This window comes from Mucilaginibacter sp. 320_HR (assembly GCF_059691875.1).
The window spans coordinates 822,744-836,753 of record NZ_JCAWAI010000003.1 but is presented as its reverse complement, the minus strand read 5'-3'; the positions used below and the strand labels follow the sequence as shown (position 1 = coordinate 836,753).

At 42.6% G+C, this 14,010-nt stretch carries 14 protein-coding genes; 2 read left to right on the top strand and 12 right to left on the bottom strand.

The genetic code is table 11. The features are described 5' to 3' along the window. Positions 1-12: 12 nt before the first annotated feature. The 4 genes from AC59GT_RS14350 to AC59GT_RS14335 are packed head-to-tail and all read right to left on the bottom strand — an operon-like array spanning position 13 to position 2,764. On the bottom strand, positions 13-753 hold the full coding sequence (locus tag AC59GT_RS14350) for a hypothetical protein (protein ID WP_117383054.1): 741 nt from the start codon (positions 751-753) through the stop codon (positions 13-15). Then, positions 740-1,141 (bottom strand): GntR family transcriptional regulator, encoded by a 402-nt coding sequence (locus tag AC59GT_RS14345; protein WP_117383055.1) that lies wholly within the window; start codon positions 1,139-1,141, stop codon positions 740-742. Before AC59GT_RS14345 ends, AC59GT_RS14350 begins: the two co-directional genes overlap by 14 nt. Before the next feature lie 2 nt (positions 1,142-1,143). Next, positions 1,144-1,923 carry a hypothetical protein gene (locus tag AC59GT_RS14340; protein WP_117383056.1) on the bottom strand — a complete coding sequence of 260 codons (780 nt, stop codon included), beginning with the start codon at positions 1,921-1,923 and terminating at the stop codon, positions 1,144-1,146. Position 1,924: 1 nt separating this feature from the next. Then, positions 1,925-2,764: an ABC transporter ATP-binding protein gene (locus AC59GT_RS14335; RefSeq protein WP_117383057.1), complete on the bottom strand. Its 840-nt coding sequence runs from the start codon at positions 2,762-2,764 to the stop codon at positions 1,925-1,927. Positions 2,765-2,913: 149 nt separating this feature from the next. Here AC59GT_RS14335 and AC59GT_RS14330 point away from each other — a divergent pair, with 149 nt between their 5' ends. Together AC59GT_RS14330 and AC59GT_RS14325 are read left to right on the top strand one after the other, a co-directional pair. Next, positions 2,914-3,945 carry a YncE family protein gene (locus AC59GT_RS14330; protein ID WP_117383058.1) on the top strand — a complete coding sequence of 344 codons (1,032 nt, stop codon included), beginning with the start codon at positions 2,914-2,916 and terminating at the stop codon, positions 3,943-3,945. 19 nt (positions 3,946-3,964) lie between these two features. Then, on the top strand, positions 3,965-4,807 hold the full coding sequence (locus tag AC59GT_RS14325; protein ID WP_117383059.1) for a phosphatase PAP2 family protein: 843 nt from the start codon (positions 3,965-3,967) through the stop codon (positions 4,805-4,807). 14 nt (positions 4,808-4,821) lie between these two features. Here AC59GT_RS14325 and AC59GT_RS14320 read toward each other — a convergent pair whose 3' ends face one another. The 8 genes from AC59GT_RS14320 to AC59GT_RS14285 form a co-directional block, all read right to left on the bottom strand. After that, positions 4,822-5,235 (bottom strand): EamA family transporter, encoded by a 414-nt coding sequence (locus tag AC59GT_RS14320; protein ID WP_117383060.1) that lies wholly within the window; start codon positions 5,233-5,235, stop codon positions 4,822-4,824. An 11-nt stretch (positions 5,236-5,246) separates the two neighbouring features. Beyond that, entirely contained in the window at positions 5,247-8,312 is a 3,066-nt protein-coding gene (locus AC59GT_RS14315) for an efflux RND transporter permease subunit (RefSeq protein WP_497238258.1), read from the bottom strand. Further along, entirely contained in the window at positions 8,309-9,196 is an 888-nt protein-coding gene (locus AC59GT_RS14310; RefSeq protein ID WP_497238257.1) for an efflux RND transporter periplasmic adaptor subunit, read from the bottom strand. The genes AC59GT_RS14315 and AC59GT_RS14310 overlap by 4 nt, the downstream gene beginning before the upstream one ends. 49 nt (positions 9,197-9,245) lie before the next feature. Further along, on the bottom strand, positions 9,246-10,484 hold the full coding sequence (locus AC59GT_RS14305) for a TolC family protein (protein WP_497238256.1): 1,239 nt from the start codon (positions 10,482-10,484) through the stop codon (positions 9,246-9,248). A 156-nt stretch (positions 10,485-10,640) separates the two neighbouring features. Further along, positions 10,641-11,081 (bottom strand): PepSY-like domain-containing protein, encoded by a 441-nt coding sequence (locus tag AC59GT_RS14300; protein WP_117383064.1) that lies wholly within the window; start codon positions 11,079-11,081, stop codon positions 10,641-10,643. Between the two features lie 50 nt (positions 11,082-11,131). Then, the gene (locus AC59GT_RS14295) at positions 11,132-12,403 is read right to left on the bottom strand and encodes a sensor histidine kinase (RefSeq protein ID WP_117383065.1); all 1,272 of its coding nucleotides are present in this window, start codon (positions 12,401-12,403) and stop codon (positions 11,132-11,134) included. Continuing rightward, positions 12,400-13,077, bottom strand: coding sequence for a response regulator transcription factor (locus AC59GT_RS14290; RefSeq protein ID WP_117383066.1), 678 nt, complete (start codon positions 13,075-13,077; stop codon positions 12,400-12,402). The genes AC59GT_RS14295 and AC59GT_RS14290 overlap by 4 nt, the downstream gene beginning before the upstream one ends. 51 nt (positions 13,078-13,128) lie before the next feature. Continuing rightward, the gene (locus AC59GT_RS14285; protein WP_117383067.1) at positions 13,129-13,638 is read right to left on the bottom strand and encodes an HD domain-containing protein; all 510 of its coding nucleotides are present in this window, start codon (positions 13,636-13,638) and stop codon (positions 13,129-13,131) included. Between the last annotated feature and the right edge of the window lie 372 nt (positions 13,639-14,010).

The window sequence follows — 14,010 nt, the reverse complement described above, 5'->3', positions numbered from 1 at the left end:
TTGGATAAATGGTTATTGCTTTTTAAATAAGTTCTGGGACTGCGCACCGATGGTCAATTTGGCGCTATCAGCTAAATGATAACGGATATTTTCGATTCCGCTGTTACTGAGTAGGAGCTCACTGCGGTTCAGAATTTCAAAGTTTGCGTTTTTTAGCCGGTTGCCTTTCAACAGGTTGATCTTTGAACCGCTTCCGGGGCTTTTCCCTACCGTAGCGTTTACATTTACCAATTCATTATTTGCAAGTTCCACCATACTGCCATCGTCCTGCGAGATCGTCAAACTATCTTGTTTAAATCCGTCTACCAAAACTTTGCGCATGTTCCAGCTGTTGTAATTTACCGTATCTGTAACCCTGATATCTTTACTGACGGTATAGGTTGCACCGGCGTGTACAGCAGATAATCTTGGGCAGGAAATCACGATTAGGTATGGATTGACATTCCATAAATATTCTTTATCATATACGGCCTTTATGACTAGCTTTCTACCTTCCTGGGAAATTTTTATATTAGTTAATGCCGCGGCATCAGCTATTATTTTGAATGGCCCTTGTACAAATTTGACATTGGCTGCAGTAGAAGACACAAGATCTACCGCGTCAAAATCTTTAAAATTTAATTTTACAAAGTCCTTATATGGATCTTTATAACGGCCACTGATGAATTCGGCTTTTAATAGATTATCATAACCCAGCTGCGAAACAACGATCAGTAGCAGAGCAAGTATTATTAATCGGTTACTTGTTTTCATTTTGTTGGTTTATGGGCTGTTTGTAATTTTCGGATATAAACTTTTCATAGCGTTCCTGCAAGTCCTGCAAACCAATATCCAACAGGAAAATATTACGGAAAAACTCCGGGAGGTCTTGTGCTACAAAACGCTCTTTTCGGTAAGCTTTTACTTTGTCAAGACCATCGACTGCAACGAATAAGCCAAGGCCCCTTTTATTGGTCACCACGCCCTGCTGTTGTAGGAATTCATATGATCGCAAGATCGTATTGGGATTAACCTCCAGTTCAACCGCAAGGTCACGAACAGAAGGAATTTTATGCTCCGCTTTCCACTTGCCTAGCAAAATGTGTTCACTTATATAGGCGGCAATTTGCAGGTATATCGCCTCGTTATCTCTAAACTCCATAATTATACCTGTTTTTCTGTTAAGCGGAAATATGCGGCAACCCACAAAATCAGGATGAACGTTATCACCGTGTATTGTGTTATCCAGTCATAGTGAGGGGGCGTCCTGATCACGATGTTATGCATTTGTTCGGTAAACCTCATTTCTCCAAACGGTACATTAGGCCTTACTTTCTGACCCGTCATCAAGCCAAGCAGATACTTATTGCTTATCATCATCAAAGCGATCGTTATGAAAAACGCAAATGCCGTTTTTATAAAGTGTAGTTTGTTGAAATGGATGGCACCATAAAAAGAAACCGCCTGTAATAAACCATATACAATGTATATCTTGAATCCCGCAGGATTATCAGCGATAATACTGAATATCCTTGCATGTTCCCCCCCGGGCTTTAACCGAAGCAAGAAAATCAGCACTCCGTAAAAACTTGCCGTATAAATGATTAAAAACAATGGAAATGAATAAACCCATGCGACCAGGTATTTTTCAAAGTGCGAGGCCGGCAGTGTTAGAGCTGAAACGGACTTCTTCTTTTCGCCATAGTCAGCAAAAAGGGTACTTGTGAAAATGGTTCCTGCAGCAAGCATCACCATAACGTATAATGTAATCTGAAAGCTGACGTTCATCTCATCCGGAAGTGCGTAGATAAAAAGAATCCCTCCTAATAATAAAACACCAATAAGTACAGCCCAGCTCATGAAGTAGGTTTTATAATGGTCAGCCGTGTGTTTGATGAACAGCCGGCCAAAACGGTTATAGCTGAATGAAGAGGTCAGTGCCATATTATTTGGATGAATTGATAAAATCTAAGAGAGTTGTATTGCCGCTGATGACCGCGTTAAATAGCAGTTCCAGATCTACTTTGCTGAATAAGCCCTTGTGATTTTTTAAGATTGCATTTTTGCCCCGAAAATCTTTTTCTTCATATAACACGGGTAAGCCCTCCGTAGCGGGGTAAATCCCAAAAGTAAGTAGAGCTGCGAGCTTATCAAGAGATTGGTTGACGACAATGTCGCGGTTATCTAATATTAATAAAGTATCTATCAGATTATCTAAATCTCTCACCTGGTGCGTAGAGATCACTATACAGCGGTCTTCGGTTAACACCGATGCAATGAGTTTTCGAAATTGGGCTTTCGAAGGGATATCAAGGCCATTTGTTGGCTCATCCAGGATCAACAGTCCAGTATTTGTTGCCAGGCCAAATGCGATCAAAGCTTTTTTTTGCTGCCCGAATGATTGCTGATCCATTTCTGCAGCCACGTCAACGTCAAATACATTCAAAAAATGGTAGAAATCAGACTTACTGAATTTGGGGTAAAAGGCGGCGGTACTTGCGGCAAACTTTTCACAAGACAGCGAGGGTGCATAAAGATCCTCGGCCAGAAAATAAATATCGGAAAGTACAGCGACCGGCCGCCTTGCAACGTTAACACCATTGTATAGGCAACTGCCTTTTGTTGGAAAAGCTAGCCCGGTGATATTTTTTAGTAAGGTCGATTTGCCTGCGCCATTTTTCCCTAATAAGCCGTATATATGGCCTTTTTTAAGCTCCAGATCAAGTCCCTGAAATAATAGTTTCTTTTTAGCATAGCCGAATTCTAATCCTTTAACTTCTATCATATATAGTGTCTTAGTTACATAGGTCACTGCAAATATATTACTAATCTAATCATTCGCAAGTTTTGTAATTTTTTTTGCAACATCTTTCGGCCACTTTATCCAACATTCCTACAGAATATACCCTTAAATAGCATCAAATTAAGGTAGCTATGTTATTTACTCATAAATTAAGAGCTTTAGGTATAATTTTAATTACCCTTGCATCGCTAAATGTGTCAGCCCAAAGTAAAAGCGGTTTACACATCCTCAAAAAGCACGCAATAAAAAGCAGCGGTGGCTGGGATTATGTTACCGTTGATGCTGCCGATAAAAAGATCTATGTATCGCATGGTACGCAGGTTAATATTTTAAGCACTGCAACCGGTGATTCTATCGGAGTGATCCCAAACACGAACGGCGTTCATGGTATCGCTTTGGTTAAAGCTTTAGGAAAGGGCTACACCAGTAACGGCCGTGATAACAGTTGTACCGTGTTCGATTTAAAGACCAATGAAGAGATAGGTAAAATAGCCGTCGGCACCAACCCCGATGCGATATTTTATGACGATTTTTCTAAAAAGGTTTATGCATTTAATGGTAAGAGCAGCGATGCCTCGGTAATTGACCCGGTTACCGATAAGGTAGTTGCTACTATTCCGTTAGGTGGTAAACCGGAAACAGGCGTATCTGATGGTAAAGGGAAGATCTTTGTAAATTCTGAAACCACCAACGAGGTGGTTGTGATAAATGCCAATACTTATAAGGTGGTTAACCGTTACAAAATAAACGAAGGCGATGAGCCCTCCGGCCTCGCTATTGACAAGCTGTCCAACCGCTTATTCATCGGTTGCGGTGGTAATGCTACCATGGTTGTGATGGATGCCGCAAATGGTAAAAACATAGCCAAATTTAAAATTGGCGATTGTGATGGTGTGGCTTTTGACCCTGCCTTAAAGTTGATATACAGCTCAAACGGAGATGGTAATATGTCGGTTATAAAAGAGTTGAACGCTAATAAATTTATGTTCATCGAAAATATTACCACAGAAAAAAGCGCGCGTACTATCGGCATCGATCTAACAACCCATCACTTGTTTTTACCAGCCGCTCAAATGGAAGCAACGCCGCCAACTGCAGAAAATGCACACCCCAGGCCGCACATGATAGCCGGTTCGTTCCATATTATAGAAATAGGTAAGTAATACCCCTAACAACTGTACATTGAAGAAAGTAATCTACATCATACTTTGCCTTGCCGGGTTTAATGCCTCTGCACAGGTAACCGATAGTACTAAAAAAGTAAACATAGTTGATACACTCAAAAAAGATCTGTTTACCGCGCCCGATACGGTCAAGCATTTACGCAGTAAAGCATGGGCTTTAGTACCGCCATCGATTTTGGTAGCTTATGGCGCCAGTAATTTTTTCTTTCATCCTGTAAGGCGGCTCGATATTAGTATCAATAATGATATCATGGAGGACGCGCCTAACTTTCGACATCACCCGGAGAACTTTTTTCAGTACACCCCGGTAGCCTTGGTTTACGGGTTGAATTTAGTTGGCATACATGGCAAAAACACTTTTGTTGACCGCACCTTAATATTTGCTATGGCCGAAGGGATGATGAGCTTAACAACCTTTAGTTTAAAAAAAGTAACCCATAGGCTTCGTCCCGATGGTTCTAACTATTACTCTTTTCCATCAGGCCATACTGCCAACGCTTTTCTTGGCGCGGAGTTTATGGCCCAGGAATTAGGTGATAAATCTATTGGCTACAGCGCCGTGGGTTATGGTTTTGCAACGGCTACCGGTATTTTACGTATGTATAACCGCGATCACTGGTTTAGTGACGTAGTTGCAGGAGCCGGTTTTGGCATCCTTTCTACAAAAGCGGCATACCTGCTTTATCCTTACATCCGTAACCGCCTGTTTAAAGCCGGCCGTGAAAAGGAAAATAACAGGGACGTGCCCGACGAGTTGAAAAAGCAACCTAAAACCAGTTCTATAATAATGCCTTCATACAACGACGGTGTGCTGGGTTTACATTTCGCTATGCAATTGTAAACAGAACAAGAACATTAAAAAATGAGGATGATGGTGCCAATCAAAATAAATACGGCACCAAATGCTGCCTTTATGGTAAGCGTCTCTTTCAAAATTACTACAGAAAGTATGATGGTTAGCGCAACGCTTAGTTTATCTACCGGTGCAACTTGCGATACCTTTCCTATCTGCAGCGCCTTGTAATAAAAAATCCAGGAAAGACCGGTTGCGAGACCGGATAAGATCAAAAACCAAATGCTGTGTTTAGACAGGTCGGTAATACCCTTTAATTCACCGCGGGCAACAACAATACCCCATGCTACAACCAATATCACGATTGTACGGATGGCTGTAGCCAAATCTGAATTAACATTCGTTACACCTATTTTCGCGAAAATGGCCGTTAAAGAGGCAAAAAAGGCTGATAAAAGGGCATAAATCCACCACATGATTTTTATATTTATTTGACAGACGTAGTTGCGTTTTCAAAAGAATGGTTTTTATACAGCACCCTGATCATCGACGGTAAAACAATTAATAACAAAGGCAGCGCAGCTAAAAAGCCACCAATTACAGCTATAGCTAATGGCTGGTGCAATTGCGCGCCTGCCCCGATACCCAATGCTAAAGGCATAAGCGCGATGATAGCACCCAAAGCCGTCATTAATTTAGGGCGAAGCCGTGTTGATATAGAATAAACAATGGCATCATCCACACTGCTTGCTTTCGCGCTTTCGCGGAACTGCCAGAAAGTAAAGATGGCATTTTCACCAATGATCCCTACGATCATGATGAGCCCCGTATAGCTGCCTACATTAAGCGGCGTGTGGGTGAGGAATAAGGCGAGCAAGCTGCCGCCAATGCCTAAAACGGCTACAACCAAAATCAACAGCGCTATCCTGAATTGTTTGAACAGAAATAGGATTACCCCGAAAACCAGCAGGCTTGCCGTAACCAATATCATCAATAGCTCTTTGAACGATTGTTGCTGCTCCGCATATGCGCCACCATATTCCACGTGGTAACCGGGCGGCAGTTTTACTTTCTCGGCTATGCCTTTTTGTATAGCGGGTATAACGCTGCCCAGGTCGCTGTTCTCTAAACGTGCGCTGATAACGCCCATTGCCTGTAGGTTCTCCCGTTCTACTTCGGCTTCTCCGGCGTGCAGGTTTATACTGGCTAATTGTGTGATGGGTATTAACCTGCCGTCAGGTAAAAACAGGCTGAGGTGTTTGATACCCGCTACATCCTGCATGCGGTTACCGGGGTAAACCATCCGAATAGGTGATTGCTGTTCGCGCTCGAACAAGTTACCTATCACATTGCCTTCCAAGGCTGATTGCACTTGTGTCTGCAATGAGGCAGGGGTAATGTTGTATTGCGCAAGCTTTGTATAATCGGGTACCACATCTACGGATGGGCCTGCGATAACAATACCGTCAAATACATCAGCAGTACCTTTTACATCTGTTACGATGGCTGCTACTTGTTTAGATAGCACCTGTAGCTTTGCCTGGTCATCGCCGAAGACTTTTATCTCAATAGGTTGGGTCGAGGTCATCAGGTCACCCAGCATATCGCCGATGACCTGGCCGAAATCCACACGCAGTGCCGGCTGCGTCGCCTCGATATGTGCCCGCAGGTCGCTGATCACTTCTTCAGATGTTTTGCTATGCCCTCTTTTCAGCTGGATCAGGTAATCGCCGGTATTAGGTTCGGTGATAAAGAAACCCATTTGCGTACCTGTACGGCGCGAGTAGGCAGCTACGTCAGGTTCTTTGATAATCACTTTTTCAATTTCCCGTAGCATGCGATCGGTTTCCTCTAGTGAGGTGCCGGGCGGCGACGTGTAATCCAATACGATACTACCCTCGTCCATATCGGGCAGGAAACCTGTTTCTAACCTGCCCGGGATGATCACAATAACTGCCACAAGGGCCAGTATCAAAACAATGCTCATGAACGGGCGCAGGATAAAGAATGATACCCAGCGCTGCCTTTTTACTTCGTGCGCTTCTTCTTTTTTACCGACGGCGTTTACTTCCGAGTTTTTGGTGAGCAGAAGATAAATAACAGGAAGGCCTATCCAAGTGACAAAAAAGGATGATACCAGTGTGATGATCATGGTATCGGTCATTACCTTGAAGTAAGCACCGGCAACGCCAGTCATCAGTAAAAAAGGAATAAATATGACAATAGTGCTGATAGACGAACCCACCATTGCCGGGAGCAGGTAATTGATGGCCCGCTGTAAAAGCGTTATAGTTGGCTCCTCAGGATGCTCCTCATGCGTGCGATGGATCTGCTCCACAACCACAATGGCATCATCAATAATTAAACCGATGGCAGCCGCAATGGCGCCCAGCGTCATGATGTTCAGGGTGTAACCTATGGCGTATAAAATAATAAGCGTTAACCCCAGCGTAACCGGGATGGTTAGTAAAATGGTAGCACTTGCCTTGATGGAACGCAGAAAGATAATGGCCACAATAATAGCCAGCGCCAAGCCTATCCATAGGCTATCACTTACGCTTTTTACGGATTCATTCACGAAATCCGCCTGCACGTAATAAGGCTTAATGGACACTCCTTTTGGAAGTACCTTTTGTAATTCGGCAACCTTGGCAGTCATGGCAGCGGATAGGTCTATCAGATTGGAATTTGGCTGTTTGATAACTGCTATCAATACACCCTCGTGCCCGTTGGCGTTTATTTTTGTGTATTCGATGCCCGGGTTGATCTGGATCTCAGCCACATCTTTTAGCTGGATAATGCGCTTGCGGTTGTTGCTAACCACCAGGTTTTGCAATTGCTCGCTGGTATTTACGCTGGCATCCGTAACGGTTAGATACAGCATCTTAAAATCAGACAGGTAGCCGTTGCTCTTAATGAAAGCCGTTTGCGCCAGCGTGTTGGTGATCATGTCTGGTGTTAAGCCCAGCGCGCTCATTTTTTGGCGGTTCAGCACTAGCCAGTATTCCTTGGTTTTGCCGCCGATAACCCTAATCTCCGACACACCATCAACCTGCGAAAGAAATGGCTTTACTGTATAGGTAGCCAGTTGTTTTAGTTCAATAGGCGAAAGATCATGGCTTTCCAGCGTGTACCCGCTAACCGGCAATATCGAGGGGTTCATTTTTTCTACCGTTACGTTGGCTTCCGGTGGCAGTTGGTTTTTGATCTGCGCTATGCGCGATTCAATACGCTGCTGGCTAAGATCAATATCCGCATCCCAGTTCATATAGGCGGAGATCTCGCAGCTTCCCCGGCTGGTCGTGCTGCGTACGTATTGCAGATCAGGTACCTGTTTAACGGCATTCTCCAGGGGTTTGGTTACCGTAACCATCATCTTATTCACCGGCTGTAAACCCGCATCGGCAATGATCTTGATCTTGGGGAAAGTAATTTCAGGGAACAAAGAAGTTTGAAGTCTCGAATAAGCGAACCCGCCTCCCAGCAGTATAATGAAAAGCACCAGACTAATAGGCTTTTTATGGCTGATGAAAAAATTGTTAAGACTGTTCATGGTTTTACAATTTTAACCCTGGCGGTATCTGCCAAGCCATAATTGCCGGTCACCGCGACACGATCAGTTGGGTTAAATGCGGGTGACAGGATCTCTATTTTCCCGCCCGATTCGATACCTTTTTTTACAGGCGTCTTAACCGCCGTAGTGTCATTGATTAGCTTCATTACCCAAAACTCATTCTGGGTTTCGTTTGACAGCACCGCCGATTTTGGTAACGATGGCGTGCTGCTTTTTGCCGCCTTGATGATAAGCGCCTTTGCTACCAAATTTTCTGGGATAGGGTGGCTGTTATTTACTTTTATTACAATGCCCTGGGTTTGCGAAAGCGTATCGACCGACGGCATCAATGAGGCAATGTGCCCGCTTAGTTTCTCACCATCAGGCAGGGTGAGGGTCATATTTTGGTTATGGGCGATAACGCTTCTTAATTCGTAAGGCAATTGCAATACAAAAGCAAAACTTTCGCGGTCACTGATGATGGCCAGTTGCTCGCCATCCTGCACGTAATCGCCTACCTGATGCAGCAGTTGGGTTACAAAGCCGCTGCGGGATGCCCGGATGTTATTCATGCCGGAGAACTTAAATGTAGTATCCAGTACGTTAATGGTATTGCCAATGCTTTGCGCTTCCTTGGTTTTAAGGGTAAACATAAGCTGGCCTTTTTCAACATAGTGGCCTGGCTGTACACTTACTTTTTGGATGTAGCCTATAGCGTTTGCACTTACAAAATTCTTTTGCAGGAACGATGAAGTAGCGTTTAATTCAATTGTATCTGCCAGTGCACTGTTGCCAATGGTAGTGACCGTAACAGGTGTTTGCGATTCTACACTGTCTTCTTCATCAGCTTGCTTGGCGCCTCCGCAGGAGTAAAGTGCCGTCATTACTAAACAGGCAAGAAATAGGGCTAACGGCTTCTTATATAGTGTCATCTTATCGGCTCCAGTAGTTAAGTTGGTTAATGAGTTGCAGCCTGCTGATGGTATTTTGTGTAAGCAGGTTTTTTATAGTAAGGTAGTTGTTAACTGCTAATATCAGGTCGGCAATTTTAAGGTCGCCGGTTTGCAGAAGCTTGGTATCCACTTTTATCAGGCTTTCAGAATACTTGAACTGATCGTTTATTTCGGCTATCAGCTTATCATATTCCCCTATCTGCTGGTTAAGCTGATTGATTTGCTGCGTGTATTGGTTTTGAAAAAACGTTCTGTAACCCCGGCTGGTTTCCTGCTCAAGGCTAAGTTTTTTATAAAGCAGCTTCCGTTGCCCGCCATCGTACAGTGGCACGCTTACAGTAAAGCCAACGCTTGTGCCAAAGTTTTTATAATATTGAGCGGTCAGATCAGAATTGTAGCCGCCATCCGCAAAAACACTAAGCCTGGGTCGGTAGCTATAATCTATCAATTTACGACTATTGTTTAGCCGTATACTATCTAATTGATACTGTTTAAAAAAGATACTTGTATTGCGGTCAGTAAGGTTTACTGCCTTTTGAAGTTGGGGTTTAGCTATTTCAAAAACAGTGGTATCAGCTACGCCGGAAATATAACTAAGGGTCGCGAGATCTGTTTTGTATTGCAGTCGGGTTTGCAATAGCTGTAACTGCGCCTGTTTAAGGGTGACTAAAAAAGTAAGGTAATCGCTTTGCCGATAAACGTTGCTGCGGGTAAGGCGTTTGAGCAGGTCTTCTTCTTTACTCAACAGGTCAACCACTTCCTGATTAAAGCGTTGCTGCTGCAGGCTGCCGTAAGCGGTAATGTATTGGCCGATGATTGTACGACGAAGGTCTTGTTCAGATAGTTTTATGCTATTGCGTAAAGAGTCGGTTTGAATACCGAGCGATGCAAATTGTGCGTTTAGGTAACCTTTGCCAATAAAAGCCTTATTTACAGTTACCAATCCGTTTAATGATTGCCCGTTGGTAATAGCCGATGAATAACCATATCCACGAATAACCGGCGCATATAAACCCGTACTGCTGGCAGTAACCTGTGGTTTAAAGCCTGCTTTAATACGTACGCTATCTAATTGGGCTGATAAGATCTGGTTGTTCAGATCTTTGATCAGCGGACTGTTATTTACCGCCTGTTGCAGGTAATCATCCAGCGTTTTGTTTTGGGCAAAACAGGTTGTTGTAAGTAAAAGAAGTAATAACAGATTTGTAAAATATTTCATCCGGTATCCGGCTATGGGCTATTAAGTTATGCAGTTTAAAGCGTAAATTGCTAAGTAAATCTGTAAACATTTTGTACGATAAAAAAATACTGCGGGTAATTTTACCCGCAGTATTTTAACAGGCCACAATCGGCTAATAAATGGGCATGTTTGCTGTTAGTCTTTGGCTATTTTAATGAATTTGCCGGTATGGTCAAAAAGCAAGTCTTTGCCTTGAACCTCGGCCTCGTAATTAACCTCTCCGGTATCGGTTTTGGTGATCTTTGCGGCTTCTTTAATTGTGGCTCCCTTGTAGTTCTGCTTCACGTAGGCTAAAACCGGGGCAGGCAGGGTAGCCGAGCTTATTTCCATTTCAGATTCTGTCTGCGTGCCATCAGCCTTAAAAACTGCCGACATTTCGTTGTTGCCCTGTTTAAATCCTGCTTCAAAGTTGCCCTTTTCTCTTTCCCATTTAATAGTTTTTACCGCCGGGTAAGTTTTGGCGAACGATGCTTTAACCGCTGCAGGTATTTGTTTTGAATTGATTTTTTGGGCTATCGCTGTCAAGCCCATGCCTGTTGCTATAAAAATAGCTGCTGTTGTTTTAGTGTATTTCATATTTAATCATTTTGCACTAAACTATTTGCAAAAGCTGTGAACAATCTGGACTAATACTGTAGAGAATTGGGATTATTAAATATTACCAAGAAGGTATGTAATTTACCATCCGGCTGGTAAGAAAGTGTAAATCCATAGTTGTCACATATCTGTTTACAAAGGGTTAGGCCAAGACCTATACCCTCAGATCCATCAGACTTATGGAATCTTTTTATTACCTGTTTAAAATCAAAACTGCCTTTGCCGGTATTATTGATGATTAGTTTATCCTGGCTGAGATAAACCGATAGTTCGCCATTCTGGTGGTTGTGCCTGATTGCATTACTAAGCAGGTTGTTACACATGATTTCCATAAGCGACTTATTTGCCTGAACCGTTTTATCGTGCATATTGATCGTTAACCGGATATTTAACTGCTCTACCAGTTCTTCATGCTGGTAAAGGGCTTCTTCCAGAACCGCTTTCAAATTAACGTCTGATTGATCATGTATCAGCCCATTCTCGATCTTAGCAAGGAGCAACATCGATTTATTCAGTCGGGTTAAACGGGATACCGTGCCGTATATGTCGTTTAGCAGCTTACTTTGCCTATCGGTAAATTCATCGGTCTGCACAAGGGTATCCAGTTTGGAATTGATGATGGATATGGGTGTCATCAATTCATGAGAAGCATTTTCAGTAAATACTTTCAGGTTTTGATAATCGCTTTTTACCCTGTCAGCCATACTGATTACCGCCTGGTCAAGCTCTGCGAACTCGTCTATGTTCGACGGGGTGGAGTAAATACTGGCATGGTTAGCCAAACTGAAATCTTTTAACTGCAGGAGAATTTTGTAAAATGGCTTCCAGATACTTTTTAAGATCACCCTGTTCAGAATGAGTAAGATGGCAAGCAGGGCAACGATCACTCCAATAGTGATCAAAAAGATGATCTGGATCAGGTCTTCTGTCTCCACCTTGCTTTGCGTTACCAGTACCCTGTAATTGCGGCCGGCGACTACCACCGAACTGATCAGTGCACGGCCGGCCTCTAGATCTTTTTCGTCCGAGTCATGGTAGGTGGTGTCTAAAAAACGGCGTTTTATTTTCTCTTCTTTTAACGGGGTGAAAATTATTTGTTGATGATTGCTTTCATAAACATCGGGCAGGCGGTGGTTTTTGCTTACATAGCTAAACACTTCGTTCTCTTCTAATACTAGGTCCTTATCTATCTGCCCAGTTAAAATATGGCTGATTGTGTAATAATAGATGAGGCCTGTCACCAGCATGATGATAACGGTAAGTCCTATATTGATCCGGTTATATTTAGTAAGTAATTTCATGCATCGGTGAATTTATAACCCATGCCATAAGCTGCATGGATATAATCTTTTGCGCCGGCCTCAACCAATTTTTTGCGGATATTTTTTATATGTGAATAGATAAAATCAAAATTATCGGCAATATCGATACTATCACCCCAAAGGTGCTCAGCAATGGCGCTTTTGGATACCACCTTTCCTTTATTGGCAATGAAGTAAATTAACAATGAATATTCCTTACGAGTAAATTTTACTACCGCCTCGTTCACTCTTACTACTTTTGCATCCAGATCGATACTAATCTCATTAAATTTAAGCTGACTGCTTCCGTTGAAAGATCTTCGCCTGACAATGGCCGTAACCCGGGATTTCAATTCAGACAAATGAAATGGCTTAGTGAGGTAGTCGTCGGCGCCGAGGTCGAGCCCAGTTAGGCGGTCATCCAGTGAATTTTTAGCCGAAATGATGAGCACACCATCATTATGACTATGTTCTTTTAAATGCTTTACAATATCCAAACCGTTCCCATGAGGCAGTGTAAGATCAAGTATCACACAGTCGTAACGATAAACGCTTACTTTAGCCAGTGCCGTCGTAAAATTGGTTGCTGTTTCGCAGATACTATCGCTGCCGGTAAAGTAGGCCTCAATGCTATCGCGCAGACCGGTCTCATCTTCTACAATAAGTATTTTCACTTTATAAATTTAATATTTAAAGTTAGAGGATTGCAGTATTCGCTACTGTAATTATCTCAACAGCATATCTATATTGGCAAGCTTGTGCTCCTGTAATTCGGTTTTTCCGAAATCTGTAAAGTATTTATGCTGTATTAGCATATTCAGATTTGTTTTACCCCATTGCTCATCAGTATAGCGTTGGTTTAAAACAAGGTCCCATTCGCTGCGGAGGCGCTCCGCATAAGCTGGATAATCATCATCCGCCAGGTGAAACATATCAGCATCGCACATTATTTGTTGTAAAAGCGTTTGTGGCGCTTGCGGCATTTTAGTAGCTTCAATACAAGCTAAAATATCATTAGTGAAACTTGCAGCCGCATCTACCTGCTTTAGAAAAGTAGCTGCAATACCAATGCTATTGTCCTCATGGCCAAGGTAAGCATAGCAATAACCGGTATCATGAAACCATGCAGCGGTTTGTACAATAACCATTTCGAGATCGCTTATCTTGCATTTAAACCCGATCTCTGTAACTGCGTTTACCACATACTGGGTATGTGATAAATTATGAAAGTGCATGTTTTTCGATAGATGGGTATTTAATAAATCCTTCGAAAATTTAGCAGCCAGCCTAACTAATTTGTACAATGCCATTAAAATCTTTTTGGCGATTTACCAAAACATGTTGGAGAAATTTTGAAGTGCAAAGAATTCAAATGGATAAAATAATAAAACCTTTATACCTATCTATATTCAGAACTAAAAAATTAAGTAATCAGTTTAAGCAAGTTATGTTTTGGTAATACCAAAACGACTTGCTTTCGTTCGGTGTGCTCCTAATTGCTACCTCACTTCGTTCCGCAGACCAATAAAAGAAGAGGTGGATATTAGCGTTTTTGCATCCGCCCGAAAATTATGTTTCTGTACTACCGAAATGCTTGTCATAAACGC

Bases quoted from the DNA above. Each gene is read 5' to 3' on its own strand.
- AC59GT_RS14300 (WP_117383064.1), bottom strand. From the start codon at position 11,081: ATGAAATACACTAAAACAACAGCAGCTATTTTTATAGCAACAGGCATG.
- AC59GT_RS14345 (WP_117383055.1), bottom strand. From the start codon at position 1,141: ATGGAGTTTAGAGATAACGAGGCGATATACCTGCAAATTGCCGCCTAT.
- AC59GT_RS14295 (WP_117383065.1), bottom strand. From the start codon at position 12,403: ATGAAATTACTTACTAAATATAACCGGATCAATATAGGACTTACCGTT.
- AC59GT_RS14350 (WP_117383054.1), bottom strand. From the start codon at position 753: ATGAAAACAAGTAACCGATTAATAATACTTGCTCTGCTACTGATCGTT.
- AC59GT_RS14330 (WP_117383058.1), top strand. From the start codon at position 2,914: ATGTTATTTACTCATAAATTAAGAGCTTTAGGTATAATTTTAATTACC.
- AC59GT_RS14305 (WP_497238256.1), bottom strand. From the start codon at position 10,484: ATGAAATATTTTACAAATCTGTTATTACTTCTTTTACTTACAACAACC.
- AC59GT_RS14310 (WP_497238257.1), bottom strand. From the start codon at position 9,196: ATGACGGCACTTTACTCCTGCGGAGGCGCCAAGCAAGCTGATGAAGAA.
- AC59GT_RS14315 (WP_497238258.1), bottom strand. From the start codon at position 8,312: ATGAACAGTCTTAACAATTTTTTCATCAGCCATAAAAAGCCTATTAGT.
- AC59GT_RS14335 (WP_117383057.1), bottom strand. From the start codon at position 2,764: ATGATAGAAGTTAAAGGATTAGAATTCGGCTATGCTAAAAAGAAACTA.
- AC59GT_RS14320 (WP_117383060.1), bottom strand. From the start codon at position 5,235: ATGTGGTGGATTTATGCCCTTTTATCAGCCTTTTTTGCCTCTTTAACG.
- AC59GT_RS14340 (WP_117383056.1), bottom strand. From the start codon at position 1,923: ATGGCACTGACCTCTTCATTCAGCTATAACCGTTTTGGCCGGCTGTTC.
- AC59GT_RS14285 (WP_117383067.1), bottom strand. From the start codon at position 13,638: ATGCACTTTCATAATTTATCACATACCCAGTATGTGGTAAACGCAGTT.